This is a genomic window from Bacteroides nordii, from assembly GCF_019930665.1.
Classification (GTDB): domain Bacteria; phylum Bacteroidota; class Bacteroidia; order Bacteroidales; family Bacteroidaceae; genus Bacteroides; species Bacteroides nordii.
Map to the genome: position 1 here is coordinate 5,418,137 of NZ_CP082886.1, position 15,951 is coordinate 5,434,087.

Genomic DNA, 15,951 nt, shown 5'->3' on the forward strand with positions numbered 1-15,951 from the left:
TTATTATAAGTTTTGAGTTAACTGATTTGTTCACTGGTTTTGCCGAAGCGACGTTCCCGTTTCTGGTAGTCACTAATAGCCTTTCTCAATTCTTCTTCCCTGAAATCGGGCCAGAAAGTATCACAGAAATAAAGTTCGGAGTAAGCACACTGCCATAACAGATAATTGCTTAACCGTATCTCGCCTCCCGTGCGGATCAGTAAATCCGGATCGGGCATAAAGTTAGTAGTCAAATGTGCTTCAAGGCAATGGTCAGTAATTTCTTCGGGAGTCAATTCTCCTTTTTGAACTTGTATTGCTATTTGTCGTGCAGCTTCTGTTATTTCCCAACGGGATGAATAACTGAGAGCCAGTACCAGAGCCATTCCTGTGTTATGTGAAGTATGTTCTACACAAGCATCCAATCGTATCCGTACATTTTCGGGCAATTTATCGATATCGCCTACAATACGAAAACTTATGTTGTTTCTCATAAATGTTTCTTCTTCGATAGAATCGAACAGAAGACTCATTAGTGCCGCTATCTCATCCGAAGGACGATTCCAGTTTTCTGTGGAAAAGGTGTACAAAGTCAGATATTTAATACCCAACCTGGCGGCTTCTTCTGCAATAATATGTACAGTTTCTGCACCGGCCTGGTGTCCAAAGCTACGTTCACGTCCACGTTGCTTGGCCCATCTTCCGTTACCGTCCATGATAATCGCTACATGCTGAGGTATCCGGCTAAAATCTATTTGCTCTTTATAGGACATCTTTTTTAATTGTTGCATTCTTTACATCTGGAGAAAAGGTCGTATGTCACAAAAAAGACGGTATATGAATAACTATCTTTGTTTTTCCATCCCTTTCCTTTAATCCGATATGGATCATTTAACTGCAGCCCTTCTTTGTTCGTAACGTCTAACTTGTCACTCAAGCTGAACCGCATCGTAAATTCGCATCCGATATTTATTCTTGGAGCTATTTTGTATTTTACTCCTATTCCTACCGGGAAATTTACGGTAAATACTCCTTCTGCAGGTGCCGGGGCAAAGGTAAATCCCATTCCTCCTAATATATAAGGAGTAAATCTGTGTTCACCTCTATAACCATATCCGGTTCCATATCCCAGAAAGTTATATTCAAATTGTGCCCCTAAATCGAAGATTGTACGTTTAAAACTTGCTTCTCCGTTGTCGGGATACTTATTTTTAAAATTCTTCGTATTGCCGGATATTCTTCCTGCCATTAAGTTTGCCTTTATGGCCATTCGTGGGTTCATTATATATCTTGCCATAAACCCTCCGGCTATTCCTATGTTCTTAAATGGAGTAGTGTAGTTGGCATCACCCATGTAAAAACTACCACCCAAACCTCCTCCCAATTCCATCTTATATTCTTCTTCGTCCTGTGCATACAGGCCGAGAAGCGGTAGTGAGAGTAACAATATACATAGTATCAGCGTTCTTTTAGTAAATGCCATAATCGTCTTATTACTTGGTTATTCCATTAATAGAACGGCTGATTAACTTTAAAATTGTATTTCGCTTATTGCCTTGCAAACCCTAAACGATTCAATTTACCTCTCCATACATTTCCGCTATTTGCTATCGCACCCGGCGTTTCATCATAACTACGCATTATCCAGATAAAGTTATTTTCGTCTACTACCATTGAGTAGTCTGATTCTTCACCTCTAAAACCATAGTTATACTCTGTCTGTATGTTGTCCTCTTCGTCTTTAATCTCAATGGTTTGATCTATTGGGAACATAAACATATTTGTTACTTCCTTCCATACAATGCCAGCCTCGGACTTATAGAACGTTTTAAAGTCTTTACCAAAGATATAGAAAGCACCTCCGTAATACATAATGGAAGGGTCTTTTAGTAGCGGACAAGGGTATGAAGAATCATCCAGAGCGGCCCATTCCTGTCCTTGCATATATCCCCATGCAACTGTTGCTGTGTCTTTTTCAGTTTTATTTTCTTCCGGAATATTACCTACTATCATAATATTAGGTACACCGGTTATATTTTGAAAGCTTGTAACTGAGATGTTATTACGTGGGAAATTTTTTGGAACGACACCTTCTTCCGTCCAGTCACTTCCGTTTGTTGTTGTACAGAACATATCTTCATTATCCAGAGTCTTGATTCCTGTCAGACTATTCCCGATTGGAGCAATCAGAACTACTGTGTTGTCTCCAAACGCTGGCGCTTCTTCCCAATTTATACCATCATTAGAACTATATACCTTCTTATCGGCAGCAGTTGTTGCATAAAGTGTACTGTTAAAGTTCACGATTGAAGTAAGGTCTGTTGAAGGCAACCCGTTGATTAGACTTGAATTCCACGTTCCATCTGTTCCAAGTTGTCCATTGGATAGGGTGGTGTAGTATACAGAAGAAGAACTCGGCCCGTAAACATAAATTTGGTTATTGAAAATGATGGATTTCTGTTTACCTTTTATCTGAGGTGCAAAATTAGTGCCTATCGGCCCTTTGCCCCAATTCAGAGAATCCGGTTGTTGCTGATGTACACGCACTGATAGTGCATACTCTCTCGTATGTTCCATGTCCGGTGCCCATACTTTAAATCTGAAAGGTTTTTCCACTGTTCCTACCAGATTTACAGAGTCTGCTATATTAAATATGGAGTCTTCTGTATTTGCTGAGTTTCTGATAGTAACAAAACCTGCTACTGTCATGGTCTTTATCAGGATTCTATCAATAATCGTATCTGAACCTACCGGCAATGAATCCTGATTGTATATTTCTCCGGTAAGCTGATCAATTGTGAATTGATAATTAACTCCCAAAACCTTGTCAAGTTCAAATGCCTGTAGAAGTGCATTCGGGCTATACTCAATAGGATCGTCGTCGCCAAGACAAGAGCTCATGGCAAATGACACAAGCAAGAAACTCACAATTACTGATAAAAACTTAATTCTCATTTGAAAGATTGTGTTTATTTACAAGTTGCAAAAATAGGAACATTTTTTCCGATATAGAACATTGTGGGGAAGTTTTATATAAAATTATAGATAATAACAGGCTTTTTATCGATAGAAAACCCTCTGAATAGAGCCAATTTACACATTTTTGTTCGTGTAGTGCTTTATTTTTACTCCAAAATGTTTTTTATCGGAATAACTAATTTTATTTCTTATTTCAGGTGCTTTAACACCCGAATCTAACGTAACCTTGGCTTCTTCTATAAATGCCTCGTCCCATAGGTTATTATCAATAAACGATTGGAGTAATTGTGTACCTCCTTCTACTAATATTGATTGTAAACCACGATGATAGAGGGTGTTCATTATCTGTGGCAATAATTCTTTTTCATAATCGAGTACGATATATTCTATGCTTTTCTGTTCCGGATGTTTTCGGGATGTAAAAACGAGTGTCGGAACACTACCATCAAAAAGGTGCAAGTCAGAGGGAAGTGATAGATTTCTGTCCAATACTACTCGTACCGGATTCTTGCCGTACCAGTTGCGTACTGTTAATGAAGGGTTGTCGAGCTGTGCCGTGTGTGTACCTACCATGATAGCATCCGACTCACTTCTTTTTTTATGTACTAACAAGGCAGTGTGTGGAGTTGAAAGTATTACCGGTTGTCCGTCTGTGCGGTTTATATCAATAAATCCATCTGCTGATTCAGCCCATTTGAGGGTGATGTAAGGGCGATGGAGTGTATTGAATACAATAAACCTGCGTATCAGATGACGACATTCATTTTCGAGTATTCCTACTGTTACTTCCCTTCCGGCATTACGTAGTTTTTGTATTCCTTGTCCGGCTACTTTTGAAAAAGGGTCCTGGCAGCCAATGACGATACGTGGTATCTGTTTCTCTATAATAAGATCGGCACATGGAGGTGTTTTTCCATAGTGGGAGCATGGTTCCAGACTAACATAAATAGTAGAACGTTTTAACAAAGACTCGTCTTTTACCGAATGAATTGCATTTACCTCAGCGTGTGCCTGTCCGCAGCGAATGTGATACCCCTCGCCTATAATTTGCCCGTCACATACAATTACAGCTCCTACCATCGGATTGGGAGAGACATTGCATAAACCATTTTGTGCCAGTTCAATACAACGCTGCATGTATTTTTCTTCTTCCATTTTTCAGCCTTTTACTATAATATTTGTACTTTTGCACCCTAAAAACAGATAGACATGGACCGGGTTTCTACTTATATCCGTCAGGTATTACAAGATATTTATCCTTCTCAGGAACTGAAAAGCCTGACGATGATGATTTGGTGTGATCTGTTGGGTATGGATGCACTCGACATTTATCTGGGCAAAGATATTAATTTATCCGAAAGCAAACGGTACGAACTGGAAAACATTCTGCAACGTTTACGAAAAAATGAGCCGATACAATATATACGGAAAATGGCAATCTTTCTGGGACGCTCTTTCTACGTAGCACCGGGAGTACTTATTCCCCGTCCGGAGACAGAAGAATTAGTGGAGCTTATTGCTAAGGAGAATTTGAATGATGCTCCCCGAATATTGGATATTGGTACGGGAAGTGGGTGTATTGCCATCTCTTTGTCTCTTATTATTCCGCAAGCTCAAGTGACGGCCTGGGATATCTCGGAAGAAGCACTTGCTGTAGCCCGGCGAAACAATGAGGTCTTGGGTTCGGCTGTTTCTTTTCAGCAAAAGGACGTATTGGCAGAGATAGATTCTGAGCAACGTTTTGATATTATTGTTAGTAATCCTCCCTATGTGACCGAATCTGAAAAGGCAGACATGGAACCTAATGTACTTGATTGGGAACCGGAGCTTGCCCTGTTTGTACCCGATAATGATCCATTACGCTTTTATCGTCGGATTGCTGTATTAGGAAGAAAATTATTGACCCCCGGAGGAAAACTTTACTTTGAAATAAACCGTGCATACGGTTGCGAAATCGTCTGTATGCTTATTGATTTAGGGTATTGCCATCCTTGTATTATAAAAGATATATCAGGAAACGATAGAATTGTAACTACGCATAAATGAATACAATGACCGAAGAAGAGGCGCTGAACCGTGTAGCTGCCTATTGCTCTGCTGCAGAACATTGCCGGGCAGAAGTGAGTGATAAATTACAAAAGTGGGGTATTGCCTACGATGCCATAGAGCGTATACTTGCCCGTCTCGAAGCTGAAAAATACATTGATGATGAGCGTTATTGCCGTGCTTTTATTGGTGATAAATTTCGTTTTGCCAAATGGGGAAAGATGAAAATAGGGCAGGGATTATATATGAAAAAAATACCGTCCGATGTGGCTTGGCGTCATTTGAATGAGATCGATCAGGAAGAATATCTTGCAGTGCTGCGTGATTTGCTTGCTTCCAAACGGAAGAGTGTTCGCGGAAAAGACGAATACGAATTAAATGGAAAACTAATTCGTTTTGCTATGAGTCGCGGCTTTGAAATGAAAGATATCAAGTGCTGCATAGAGGTGTCGGATGATGAAGCGCAGGACGATTAAAAAAAATAACCGGAATCTTCTTTCTTGTTTCGTTCTATTTCTGTATTTTTGCACTCTATAATTATCAAGTTAGTTTAGTTATGAAAAACTTAGAGAGATTATTTGCAGAGAAGTTACTGAAGATTAAAGCGATTAAGCTTCAACCAGCCAATCCTTTTACATGGGCTTCCGGATGGAAATCACCGTTTTACTGTGATAACCGTAAAACTCTTTCCTATCCGTCTCTTCGTAATTTTGTGAAGATTGAAACCACTCGTCTGATATTAGAACGATTCGGACAGGTAGATGCCATTGCTGGTGTTGCTACAGGAGCGATCCCTCAGGGAGCGTTGGTGGCTGATGCATTGAATCTTCCGTTCGTGTATGTTCGTTCTACCCCGAAAGATCATGGATTAGAAAACTTAATCGAGGGCGAGCTTCGTCCCGGAATGAAAGTAGTCGTTGTAGAAGATTTGATTTCCACCGGTGGTAGTAGTTTGAAGGCAGTAGAAGCAATTCGTCGGGATGGTTGTGAAGTAATAGGTATGATTGCTGCTTATACGTATGGTTTCCCGGTAGCAGAGAAAGCGTTTAAGGATGCAAAAGTGCCTTTGGTGACTTTGACAAACTACGAAGCTGTACTTGACGTTGCACTTCAAACCGGTTATATTGAGGATACGGATATTGCAACTTTGAACGAATGGCGTAAAGACCCTGCACATTGGGACGCTGGAAAGTAACAAAGATATTTAATTATAGGTGGATTTAAAGGAGAGCCATTCGGACAGATTTTGTTCGGATAGTTCTTTTTTTGTCTTTATAAGAATGAAAATAAGATGACTAAATTTGAAAGTACCGTAAAAGTGATACCTTACAGCCAGGAGCGGGTTTATGAGAAATTGTCCGATCTTAGCAATCTGGAGGCCCTGAAAGATCGTTTGCCGGAAGATAAGGTGAAGGATATAAGTTTTGATTCTGATACCTTGAGTTTCAGTGTGGCTCCTGTTGGGCAGTTGACATTGAAGATTGTGGAACGTGAACCAAGTAAGTGTATTAAGTTTGAAACCACTAACTCTCCGCTACCTTTCAATCTTTGGATTCAGCTTGTTGCGACAACTGATGAAGAGTGTAAGCTGAAGGCTACTATCGGTATGGAACTAAATCCTTTTATGAAAGCCATGGTGCAGAAACCGCTTCAGGAAGGATTGGAGAAAATGGTGGATATGTTGGCAATGATTCAATATTAATGGGGTAGTAATAAAAGGTTAAGTAGTAAGTAGTCAAGTAGTAAGTGGTTAAGTAGAAATGTTTCATTTGCTCTTTTCTCCTTTTGCTCTGATTATTAAAAGTATCTGCACTACTTACTACTTGACAACTTACTGCTTGACTACTAACTACTAAATAGTATGGCACAGAAACTTTGGGAGAAATCCGTTCAGGTAAATAAAGAGATAGAACGTTTCACGGTTGGACGTGATCGTGAGATGGACCTTTATCTTGCTAAGCATGATGTGATGGGGTCCATGGCTCATATCACTATGCTCGAAAGCATCGGCTTGTTGACAAAAGAGGAGCTGACTCAGTTGTTGGCAGAACTGAAAAATATCTATGCGGAAGCGGAACGGGGAGAGTTCGTAATAGAAGACGGAGTAGAAGACGTGCACTCGCAGGTAGAACTGATGTTGACCCGGCGTTTGGGTGATGTTGGTAAGAAAATACACAGCGGCCGCTCTCGCAATGATCAGGTACTTCTTGATTTAAAACTTTTTACCCGTACACAATTGAAGGAGGTGGCCGAAGCAGTGGAACAGCTGTTTGATGTACTTATTCTTCAGAGTGAAAGATATAAAGAGGTGTTGATGCCTGGTTATACCCATTTGCAGATTGCTATGCCTTCTTCTTTCGGGCTTTGGTTTGGGGCTTATGCCGAAAGTCTGGTAGATGATATGCTTTTTCTACAGGCAGCTTTTAAGATGTGTAACCGCAATCCATTAGGTTCAGCTGCGGGGTATGGCTCTTCTTTTCCGTTGGATCGTACTATGACTACTCGTTTGTTGGGTTTCGATTCTCTTAATTACAATGTGGTATATGCCCAAATGGGGCGTGGTAAGCTGGAACGTAATGTTGCCTTTGCACTTGCTACTATTGCAGGTACTATTTCTAAACTTGCCTTTGATGCTTGTATGTTCAATAGCCAGAACTTTGGTTTTGTGAAGTTGCCGGACGACTGTACCACAGGCTCCAGTATCATGCCGCATAAGAAAAATCCGGATGTCTTTGAGCTGACTCGTGCCAAGTGTAACAAACTTCAGTCACTTCCACAACAAATCATGATGATAGCTAATAACCTACCTTCTGGATATTTTCGTGATCTTCAGATTATTAAGGAGGTCTTTTTGCCTGCTTTCCAGGAACTGAAAGACTGCTTGAAGATGACTACTTATATTATGAATGAAATCAAGGTGAATGAACATATTCTTGATGATGATAAGTATCTGTTTATTTTTAGTGTGGAAGAGGTGAATCGTTTGGCTCGTGAGGGAATGCCTTTCCGGGATGCTTATAAAAAGGTGGGACTTGATATTGAAGCTGGAAATTTCTCACATAGCAAACAGGTACATCATACGCATGAAGGAAGTATTGGTAATCTGTGCAATGCGGAAATCTCTGCTTTGATGCAGAAGGTGGTAGAAGAATTTAATTTCCGCGGAATGGAAGAAGCGGAGAAAGCTTTACTTGCCCGTTAATTAAAGAAAGGAGAATATAGATGCGTAAATTATTTCTTGTTATATTGCTATTTATAGGTGCCGTTGCTTGTGACGACTCCTATAAATCAACTATTCCGGATGTTTCGTTCTATTTCTCGTGTGATCTGGTACAGGGTGAATATTCTAAATTGACTATCCCCGGGCAATTTATAAAGAAAGCCAAAAATGTAAACGGTATTCCTGTGGGATATGCAGGTCTGATAATTGGGCAATCTATCTATTCTCAGGGATATGATTATACTGCTTTTGATGCAGCCTGTCCGGTGGAGGCCAGCCGTAATGTTTCAATAGATGTACAGGATGATGGATTGGGCACTGCTATCTGTCCTAAATGCAGAACAAAGTATAATCTGAGTAGTGGTGGAGCTCCGGTAGAAGGAGAAGGAAAAGAGTACCTGAAACGATACAATGTGATTGTGAGCGGTACTACATTGCAAGTTCGTAATTAAATAACGGATATTTCTCTTTCTTCTGGAAAACCCTTGTTCTGTTATGTAAAAGTATGACTGCTTTTTGAGTAATGAATTGATTGTACTTTCTTTAATACTGATTAGGTATACATTATTTATATATTAATCTCCTCTTATATCAGATTCATCCTAAAAACAGGTAATTTGTTAAGGATGTTAATCCTAATTTTAACACTCCGGTTTTGCTTTACAGGATTGTACATTTTAGCATATCAAGATTGTACACTTTGGTATGACTGAAGTGTACAATTAACATATGCCAAAGTGTACACTTTGGATAGGCTTAAAACAAGAAGACGATATTCGCTGTCAATCAATCGATTACACGCGAACGGACTTTTAATTCGATGCTTCTCTTTTCTTTTAAAAGATTTCTATAATTACTTTTTTGATAACTACGTATCCTCCGGATAAACTTTGTATCTTTCATTTATAAACTTTCCCTTAAAAATATTTGGCAGAAACAAGGAAACTCTGTATCTTTGCACTCGTTGAAAAAACGCGGAAATAGCTCAGTTGGTAGAGCATAACCTTGCCAAGGTTAGGGTCGCGAGTTCGAGTCTCGTTTTCCGCTCTCTTTGAAAGGATGCTCGAATGGTGGAATGGTAGACACGAAGGACTTAAAATCCTTTGGCCATTGCGGCTGTGCGGGTTCAAGTCCCGCTTCGAGTACGAGTGTTCTTTGTGAAAAAGCTCTGTAAGAAATTTACAGAGCTTTTTTTGTTTTACTATTGGGAATTCAATCTATTTCACGGCAATTGAGTTTAATTCCGGCAAAAGGATGCCGTTACTATTAGTTTATGGTCATAGTGATTATTCTTGTACTTCTGATTATTTTTGTTGGAGTTGTTTATAACTCCCTTGTGAGGAAAAAGAACCAAACAGAAAATGCTTTTGCTACGATTGACGTTATGCTGAAGAAGCGATATGATCTTATTCCTAATTTGGTGGCGACGGTTCGGCAGTATGCTAAATATGAGGAGGGAGTATTTACAAAACTGACTGAAATAAGGAGTAAATCTTATGTTACTCTTTCAAATAGTGAAAAAGCAAATCTGGACGATATCTTCACTCATGCCCATACCGGTTTATTGGCAATAGCCGAGAGTTATCCGGAACTAAAGGCTTCCGATAATTTTATGCAATTACAGCGTTCTATTAATGAAACTGAAGAGCAATTGGCTGCTGCAAGGCGTACATATAATGCCTGTGTCACTGATTATAATAATGCAGTGCAGACCTTTCCATCTAACTTATTGGCTGGTATCTTTGGGTTTAACCGTAAAGGGGTATGGGCTATTCAGGAATCGGAACGTATTACTCCTGATGTAAAAGAATTACTTAATTCATAAAGGGCTTACTATGGGACAGTCACGCTTTGAATCATTGTCGCAGGAATTACCTTCTGTTTTGCAGTCTTTGGAAGATAAACGCCGGGAACTTAAATCTCAAGGTCATAAAGCGGGATTATGGGGCGGTATTCTCTTTTTTATTGCCGGGGGGATATTATTAGTTCTATTCGGCTATCCGGTAATACTTTTATTATTTGTTGGAGTTGTCTCTGCTCTCATCTATTATGCTTGTGTAAATAGTAAATCGAAGGATTTTTCTTTGCACTACAAAAACGAAGTGATTGCCAGGGTGATTGGTGCATTTTGTGATAACGCCACATATTCTCCCAATGAGGGGATTAATGAAGAGGTGTTTTCTAATTGTGGACTATTCCCTTGTGCTCCGGATCGCTATCACACCGAAGATTTGATTCATGGGTATGTTGATAAGACCGAGTTTCTTTGTGCAGAGGTACATGCCGAAGAAAGAAGGACGCAGGTGGGAGCTAAAGGGCAGACGCGGCAATACTATGTGAATATTTTCAGAGGGTTTCTGTTTATGGCCGATTTTCATAAAGACTTTAAAGGAAAGACTACGATTCTTCGGGATCGTTTTTTTAAATTAAGGTTTGGGGAGTCAAGAGTTAAGATGGAAAATCCCGATTTTGAGAATACATTTGATGTTTACTCTACCGATCAGGTTGAAGCCCGGTATCTTATTACCCCTTTCATGATGGAGCGTTTGCTGGAACTGGATCGTAAGTTTGGGCAAGGAGTTACCATTAGTTTCCGGGACTCCACCATTCTGATTGCTATCCCGGATTCTAAGAATCATTTTGAGGCAAGTATATGGTCTCCTATTACTGATGTACAATCTCTCAGTCCTGAAATAGAGACAATTAGTGCACTAATCTCAATTGTTGATGATCTCAATCTGAATACTCGTATTTGGAGTAAAGAATAGAAGGCTATTTAAAAAAGAGGTCTGTTTTTCTGAATTTATTACTGTAACCTTTCTATAACAGTTGAAACGCAGATTAACTCAAATTTTCACAGATCAGATAACTTTGTCATTGATTCTTTGCGATAATCCGTGTTTATCTGCGTTTCGATCAAAAGATGGTTGCGGACTAATTCAGAAACATTATTTTGTGAATTTATTGACAAATACCGAATTATCTTTTAGATAAGCGGCTGAGAAAGTGATGGGCATACCAAAATCTTCCGGTGTCGCTTTCTTGTTCAGGTAGTTTATCAGATTTTTTAATGGATTATCCGGATCGGTTTCCTCCATGTTATCATTGCCTATAGTCATACATCTTACAGTGGCATTTGCAATGACAGCCATACTTTCGTCAAGTATACTTGCTTCATTGTTTTCTGTCTTACTGATAATATCTTTAATCGCTGTTTTTACTGTTTGAGAATCAAAATCCGATTCGATGATTGCGACTGCTTTGCGGCCAAACTGAATAGAGCTGACATAAATAAGTTTGTCTTTTTGTTCAAGTACAGTAGGGTCGTCACTTAACGATTCAGGCAAGTCCATGTCTACAGAAAAGAAACTTTGACTGATGCTTAATACAACAATTGTCTTTTTCTGCTTCTGGCGTGAAGTGCCGAAGAAAAGGGACGGATTGATTTTCTGTCCGAAATAGATGGCTAATTCTTCATAAGATTTTATTTCGTCAATTGAACTGCTGAATTGATAGTTTGGTTTCAGGATATTGTTTTGTTGCAATCCTTCCCGGATTGCTTTCATCATATTGTCATAACCCGGTGTTATTTCCTGACTTTTCATTGGAAGGCTATAACTGATTGTAATAGGATTGAGAGGAACATCCAGAAATTGATGCGTATCACTGTTGATACTACCGGGCTCTAATATGGCGCCTATAAATGTTTTGTTGGGAACCTTTACAGTAAACTTACTCGCTTCTTGTGCATAACCGGTTTGAATCACTAAAAGAAGTAATATGATATATTTTATTTTTGTCTTCATCTTTCGTCGCTTTTATAGATTTATATTTATTCAAAAACAATTTGCTGCTTCAACCAGATAACAGATGATGGTCCGTCTTTACCTACATATTCCATTAGGTCGGAAAAAGATTTTAGTGAATACTCCTGTCCCGCAGTATGCAGAATCCGTTGGATGTTTACTCTTTCCTGAATATAAAAGCCTATGTTAAGTGTAAAACTGTTTTTATCTTCTCTTGTTCCGCAATACTCCCATACGTCCGATAGGTCATTATAAAGAAATACTTCATTATTATGGGATTTCATTTTATATTTTTCGGTGATTCCGTAGCTTTTGATGATGAAGAGAGAATCATCTTTTAGTTGCAATTCGGTTGGGCTGGTAAGTGATAAGCGTTTTCCAAAATACTTCTTTGATTCTTCAACAGGGAGATTCTGTACTTCCTGTCCTGCTTGCATTTGTTTTAGCTCTAATATCTCTTGTGATTTGTATTTTAAAGTATATAATTCCCCGTTAGGAGCTGGTGGTTCGGGCTGCGGATCATCATTAGTGCAAGATGCAAAAGCAAATACTCCTATTAGTAAGGTGAAATGGAGCATTTTATTCTTTATCAACTTAAAAGGATTCTGGACTATACTTATACTTACAGTGTAAGAAGCATTCTTTTTCAGGAGCTTTTTCATTATATTATGTATTGTTTATGTGATAGTTAAGATTGTCTATATTTAGTGATACTCTTTTTTGCAGAGCATAGTAATTCATCTTGCAAATATAATGATAATGGACAATCCTGTTTCGGTATTGTTCATATTTATATTTTATTATGCTTTCAGGTTGTGTACTATTTGTGAGAGAACAGGGTAGAAGATAACTTTTTTATATCAATTATGGGATAAAGAGTATACGTTGAATATATGATATTTTAGTTTATAAAAGTACGTATTTAAGAGTGTGTTAAGTACGTATTCTTTAGGTATAAGAGTACGTACTTTTAGACCGGAAGAGTACGTACTCTTATTTCATAGAAAACGGATGTTTTGATTTCTCGTTAACAGTGTTAATTTGTACCGGGTTGGTATTACCACAGATATTTCTTGTTACTGTATTGTATATGACGGTTTTATGTGATAATTTCTGCTTTTTGAGATTTAATAAAGTGGGTATAATGAATAATATGACCTTCTCAGAAAAAAAAGTAACTTTTTCATGCAGTCTTTTGATGTATTGTCCATCTTATTATAGTAACAATATTTGTAATGGAGGTAGTCGAACTGGTTGAACGGTGCAAAAAAGGGGAGCGGAAGGCACAAGCCTTACTTTATAAAACATATTCTCATAAAATGTTGGGAATATGTTTTCGTTTTGTTACGGACAGACAGATCGCACAGGATCTGATGCATGATGGTTTTATACTTATATTCTCTTCATTGGGTTCTTTGCGTCATCCGGAAAAGTTAGAAAACTGGATGAGTCGTATAATGACCAATCTTGCATTGCAATATCTCAATCAGTCTCGTGCTGTATCCGTAATACCACTTTCCGGGATTTCTGAAGAGGATGAACCGATGAACACCGAACCGGATATGGAACTATTGCCATTGGATGTATTGCTTTCTATGATTGAGAAACTACCTGAAGGATATCGTAACATATTCAAACTGTCGGCACTTGATGGACTTTCACATAGGGAGATAGCCGATTTATTACATATTGAACCTCATTCATCGTCTTCTCAGTTTTTTCGTGCTAAAGAACAGTTGAAAAAGATGATTATTGAATATCGGGCACAGCTGATTCTCTTGGTTTTGTTATTGTTACCTCTTGGAGATTTTTTGCTGTGGAAAGCGGCGGATAGAGTACAATTACTGACTACTGCAACTGCCATTTGTAATTCGGATTCTGATAGTGAAGGCGAGAATGCAGAGATCTTACCTGTTTCTCCTAAAAAGCGTCCTATATGTAAACCTGCTGATGCAGTGGTTATTCCGCTATGTCCTGGTACGGCAACTCCTTTATCGGAAGAAACAATAATAGATACAACTCATTCGGTACTTCCTGTGGTTTTTCCACATGCTTCTTTCTATCCGTATACCGAAAGGCAAGGACGAAAGCTATTTACCTCTTCTAAAAAATCCACTGGTTGGACATTTACATTAAAGTACAACAATGGTCGGACAATAGAAGATGTGTTGCCTCAGCAGCTGAACACTTTAGTACACAATGACATTTCAAGTAGTCCGGTAGCTTCTTCTACCGATAACTGGGATGAATATCATCGTTATTTGCAGGAATATGGTTCTATGCTGGATGATCAGGTGAAGGTTCGTTCGTTGATGAATATTGCTGACCGAAACAGTGGTCGGAAAATAAGGAAGAAGAAGCACCATTATATTCCTTTTACCTTTGGTTTGCTTTTACGTAAACCACTTGATAATAATTGGGGCATTGAAACCGGACTTAATTATACCCGGCTGGTGTCCGATTTTACTTTGGGTGATGATTCTTATGTAAATGAAAGGCAAACGTTGAATTATATAGGTATTCCACTCCGGGGGAGTTACTTCCTGGGAAGATACAAACGTTTCTCATTTTATATTTCGGGAGGAATTACTCTGGAGATTCCGGTGTCCGGTACATTGAAAACTGATTATATAGTGGATGATCAGTTGGAATACAGCACAAATCGTACGTTAAAAGTGCCATTACAATGGTCTGTTGACGGAGGGGTGGGCATTCAATATCAATTGTCTTCTTCTGTAGGAATTTTTATAGAACCTGGTATACATTACTATTTTAATGATGGTAGTTATTTGAATACTATCCGGAAAGATCATCCTGTTAATTTTACCTTACCAATGGGAATACGTTGGACTTATTGAAAAAAGAGGATGTTATTGTGCAGTCATTAGGGAGTAAACCTATCATAAAAGTAGAATTTAATCCCAAACAGGAATGCAAAGACAAACGACGAAATGGCAATGCTACACAAAAGGAGAGAGGAGCAGTAGGAGACAAATTCGTATCAATCAACTGGACTATTTGAAGTGTATTTTTATTCTGTTGATGATTATTTTTCATCTGGTATATATCGGTGATAAATATCCTTATCTGAAACAGGTGGTTTATACATTTCATATGCCTGCTTTCTTCATTATATCAGGTTATCTGTTGAATGTTGATAAAGGAGTCCGCTCATTTTGTAATACGATGTTGTGGATGTTTATCCCTTACGCCGTTATGGAAACAGGATATGTGTGTATGTCGTCGGTATTGCCTGTGCGGGAGAAGGTAGAGGAAGTATCTTTGAATATCATTCTATATAAGATATTCGTTGCTCCCATTGGCCCCTATTGGTATCTGCATACTTTGCTGATCTGCAGTCTGGTTTATTATACACTGAACAGGCTGTGTGAACAGCTGAACCGGGCTTCTTTTTTACTCATATTGGGTGTCTGTTTTGGGGGAATTGCCTGTTGGACTAAAATATTATCATTGGCCAATGCAATTTATTTCATTGCCGGTGTTGCCATTTGCCAGAGCCGGCAGAATTTTCTTTCTGTATTTCAACCTTCAGCGATTGCCATCATTCCTTTCATTCTGTTATCTTGCTTTCCGGAAAATTTAGACCGGTCTACATTGGCAGGTGTGGTTATTACTTATGTCACAATAAGTTTTTTATTGTTTTTGCACAAGTATATACCAGCCGGATTGCGGAAAATAAGCTATTTTGTAGGGCGTAATACATTTCCCATATTACTGTTCTCTCCCCTTTTTACAATACTTTCCAGGTTATTTATTCCTTTATTCTTATTTGATACTTCGGGTATCTGCTTTATGTGCGTGGCGGTTTGTTTTGTGGTTCTGGGATGCTTGTCATTGGCTCGTCTGGCCGATAAGACCGGGCTTTCCCGTTTTCTTGTAGGTAAAGAGTTTTTGTAAAAC

At 38.8% G+C, this 15,951-nt stretch carries 16 protein-coding genes and 2 tRNA genes; 12 read left to right on the forward strand and 6 right to left on the reverse strand.

Annotated elements, in window-relative coordinates:
• Positions 1–17: 17 nt before the first annotated feature.
• The 4 genes from K8P02_RS20795 to ribD all read right to left on the reverse strand — a co-directional run bounded on the left by K8P02_RS20795 (position 18) and on the right by ribD (position 4,113).
• Complete coding sequence (locus K8P02_RS20795; RefSeq protein ID WP_025868073.1) at positions 18–752, reverse strand: isoprenyl transferase; 735 nt, start codon at positions 750–752, stop codon at positions 18–20.
• 5 nt (positions 753–757) lie between these two features.
• The gene (gene porG, locus K8P02_RS20800) at positions 758–1,462 is read right to left on the reverse strand and encodes a type IX secretion system protein PorG (protein ID WP_002558991.1); all 705 of its coding nucleotides are present in this window, start codon (positions 1,460–1,462) and stop codon (positions 758–760) included.
• 65 nt (positions 1,463–1,527) lie between these two features.
• On the reverse strand, positions 1,528–2,934 hold the full coding sequence (locus K8P02_RS20805; protein ID WP_025868074.1) for a DUF6242 domain-containing protein: 1,407 nt from the start codon (positions 2,932–2,934) through the stop codon (positions 1,528–1,530).
• Between the two features lie 138 nt (positions 2,935–3,072).
• On the reverse strand, positions 3,073–4,113 hold the full coding sequence (gene ribD, locus K8P02_RS20810; protein ID WP_122201036.1) for a bifunctional diaminohydroxyphosphoribosylaminopyrimidine deaminase/5-amino-6-(5-phosphoribosylamino)uracil reductase RibD: 1,041 nt from the start codon (positions 4,111–4,113) through the stop codon (positions 3,073–3,075).
• Between the two features lie 54 nt (positions 4,114–4,167).
• Here ribD and prmC point away from each other — a divergent pair, with 54 nt between their 5' ends.
• From prmC to K8P02_RS20860, 10 genes are all read left to right on the forward strand, one after another.
• Positions 4,168–5,004 (forward strand): peptide chain release factor N(5)-glutamine methyltransferase, encoded by an 837-nt coding sequence (prmC, locus tag K8P02_RS20815; RefSeq protein ID WP_025868076.1) that lies wholly within the window; start codon positions 4,168–4,170, stop codon positions 5,002–5,004.
• A complete protein-coding gene (locus K8P02_RS20820; RefSeq protein WP_025868077.1) occupies positions 5,001–5,480 on the forward strand; it encodes a regulatory protein RecX in 480 nt (159 codons plus the stop codon). The genes prmC and K8P02_RS20820 overlap by 4 nt, the downstream gene beginning before the upstream one ends.
• A gap of 80 nt (positions 5,481–5,560) precedes the next feature.
• Entirely contained in the window at positions 5,561–6,199 is a 639-nt protein-coding gene (gene pyrE, locus K8P02_RS20825) for an orotate phosphoribosyltransferase (protein WP_002558996.1), read from the forward strand.
• Positions 6,200–6,295: 96 nt separating this feature from the next.
• The gene (locus K8P02_RS20830) at positions 6,296–6,706 is read left to right on the forward strand and encodes an SRPBCC family protein (protein ID WP_002558997.1); all 411 of its coding nucleotides are present in this window, start codon (positions 6,296–6,298) and stop codon (positions 6,704–6,706) included.
• Positions 6,707–6,865: 159 nt separating this feature from the next.
• Positions 6,866–8,206 carry an argininosuccinate lyase gene (argH, locus tag K8P02_RS20835; RefSeq protein ID WP_025868078.1) on the forward strand — a complete coding sequence of 447 codons (1,341 nt, stop codon included), beginning with the start codon at positions 6,866–6,868 and terminating at the stop codon, positions 8,204–8,206.
• Positions 8,207–8,226: 20 nt separating this feature from the next.
• Positions 8,227–8,676: a Rieske (2Fe-2S) protein gene (locus K8P02_RS20840; RefSeq protein ID WP_025868079.1), complete on the forward strand. Its 450-nt coding sequence runs from the start codon at positions 8,227–8,229 to the stop codon at positions 8,674–8,676.
• Between the two features lie 522 nt (positions 8,677–9,198).
• Positions 9,199–9,271: transfer RNA gene (locus K8P02_RS20845), tRNA-Gly, on the forward strand.
• 14 nt (positions 9,272–9,285) lie between these two features.
• A tRNA-Leu gene (locus K8P02_RS20850) sits at positions 9,286–9,369 on the forward strand.
• A gap of 128 nt (positions 9,370–9,497) precedes the next feature.
• Positions 9,498–10,049 carry a LemA family protein gene (locus K8P02_RS20855; RefSeq protein ID WP_025868080.1) on the forward strand — a complete coding sequence of 184 codons (552 nt, stop codon included), beginning with the start codon at positions 9,498–9,500 and terminating at the stop codon, positions 10,047–10,049.
• 10 nt (positions 10,050–10,059) lie between these two features.
• Entirely contained in the window at positions 10,060–10,992 is a 933-nt protein-coding gene (locus tag K8P02_RS20860; protein ID WP_025868081.1) for a DUF3137 domain-containing protein, read from the forward strand.
• 180 nt (positions 10,993–11,172) lie between these two features.
• Here K8P02_RS20860 and K8P02_RS20865 read toward each other — a convergent pair whose 3' ends face one another.
• Together K8P02_RS20865 and K8P02_RS20870 are read right to left on the reverse strand one after the other, a co-directional pair.
• Entirely contained in the window at positions 11,173–12,030 is an 858-nt protein-coding gene (locus K8P02_RS20865) for a thiol-activated cytolysin family protein (RefSeq protein WP_122201025.1), read from the reverse strand.
• 26 nt (positions 12,031–12,056) lie between these two features.
• Entirely contained in the window at positions 12,057–12,692 is a 636-nt protein-coding gene (locus K8P02_RS20870) for a hypothetical protein (protein ID WP_025868083.1), read from the reverse strand.
• Positions 12,693–13,265: 573 nt separating this feature from the next.
• On the opposite strand from K8P02_RS20870, the gene K8P02_RS20875 reads away from it, so the two are divergent.
• Both K8P02_RS20875 and K8P02_RS20880 read left to right on the forward strand, forming a co-directional pair.
• Entirely contained in the window at positions 13,266–14,888 is a 1,623-nt protein-coding gene (locus K8P02_RS20875; protein ID WP_025868084.1) for a sigma-70 family RNA polymerase sigma factor, read from the forward strand.
• A gap of 73 nt (positions 14,889–14,961) precedes the next feature.
• Complete coding sequence (locus K8P02_RS20880) at positions 14,962–15,948, forward strand: acyltransferase family protein (protein ID WP_002559029.1); 987 nt, start codon at positions 14,962–14,964, stop codon at positions 15,946–15,948.
• The last annotated feature ends 3 nt before the right edge of the window (positions 15,949–15,951 follow it).

Coding starts and splice junctions, on each gene's coding strand:
- K8P02_RS20795 (WP_025868073.1), bottom strand. CDS start 752: ATGTCCTATAAAGAGCAAATAGATTTTAGCCGGATACCTCAGCATGTA.
- porG (WP_002558991.1), bottom strand. CDS start 1,462: ATGGCATTTACTAAAAGAACGCTGATACTATGTATATTGTTACTCTCA.
- K8P02_RS20805 (WP_025868074.1), bottom strand. CDS start 2,934: ATGAGAATTAAGTTTTTATCAGTAATTGTGAGTTTCTTGCTTGTGTCA.
- ribD (WP_122201036.1), bottom strand. CDS start 4,113: ATGGAAGAAGAAAAATACATGCAGCGTTGTATTGAACTGGCACAAAAT.
- prmC (WP_025868076.1), top strand. CDS start 4,168: ATGGACCGGGTTTCTACTTATATCCGTCAGGTATTACAAGATATTTAT.
- K8P02_RS20820 (WP_025868077.1), top strand. CDS start 5,001: ATGAATACAATGACCGAAGAAGAGGCGCTGAACCGTGTAGCTGCCTAT.
- pyrE (WP_002558996.1), top strand. CDS start 5,561: ATGAAAAACTTAGAGAGATTATTTGCAGAGAAGTTACTGAAGATTAAA.
- K8P02_RS20830 (WP_002558997.1), top strand. CDS start 6,296: ATGACTAAATTTGAAAGTACCGTAAAAGTGATACCTTACAGCCAGGAG.
- argH (WP_025868078.1), top strand. CDS start 6,866: ATGGCACAGAAACTTTGGGAGAAATCCGTTCAGGTAAATAAAGAGATA.
- K8P02_RS20840 (WP_025868079.1), top strand. CDS start 8,227: ATGCGTAAATTATTTCTTGTTATATTGCTATTTATAGGTGCCGTTGCT.
- K8P02_RS20855 (WP_025868080.1), top strand. CDS start 9,498: ATGGTCATAGTGATTATTCTTGTACTTCTGATTATTTTTGTTGGAGTT.
- K8P02_RS20860 (WP_025868081.1), top strand. CDS start 10,060: ATGGGACAGTCACGCTTTGAATCATTGTCGCAGGAATTACCTTCTGTT.
- K8P02_RS20865 (WP_122201025.1), bottom strand. CDS start 12,030: ATGAAGACAAAAATAAAATATATCATATTACTTCTTTTAGTGATTCAA.
- K8P02_RS20870 (WP_025868083.1), bottom strand. CDS start 12,692: ATGAAAAAGCTCCTGAAAAAGAATGCTTCTTACACTGTAAGTATAAGT.
- K8P02_RS20875 (WP_025868084.1), top strand. CDS start 13,266: ATGGAGGTAGTCGAACTGGTTGAACGGTGCAAAAAAGGGGAGCGGAAG.
- K8P02_RS20880 (WP_002559029.1), top strand. CDS start 14,962: ATGCAAAGACAAACGACGAAATGGCAATGCTACACAAAAGGAGAGAGG.